Here is a 255-nt window from a genome sequence, read left to right on the forward strand (position 1 = left end):
AGGTTGATATTCCTGTACCACCTCCACTCCGTTTGAGCAATGGGGGGACGCAGAAGGATAGGGTAAGCGCACTGTTGGATATGTGCGTCTAAGCAGCAAGGCTGAGAAGTAGGCAAATCCGCTTCTCTTATAAGGCTGAGCTGTGACAGCGAGGGAAATATAGTACCGAAGTTCCTGATTTCACACTGCCAAGAAAAGCCTCTAGCGAGGAGTATGGTGCCCGTACCGCAAACCGACACAGGTAGGCGAGGAGAG

At 51.8% G+C, this 255-nt stretch carries 1 rRNA gene; it reads left to right on the forward strand.

Features of this window, described 5'->3' with window-relative positions:
- Nucleotides 1–255, forward strand: a 23S ribosomal RNA gene (locus tag ACQCT5_RS23015); the annotation flags it as partial.

Source organism: Sutcliffiella halmapala (genome assembly GCF_050107295.1).
In the GTDB taxonomy this organism is placed as follows: domain Bacteria; phylum Bacillota; class Bacilli; order Bacillales; family Bacillaceae_I; genus Sutcliffiella_A; species Sutcliffiella_A halmapala_A.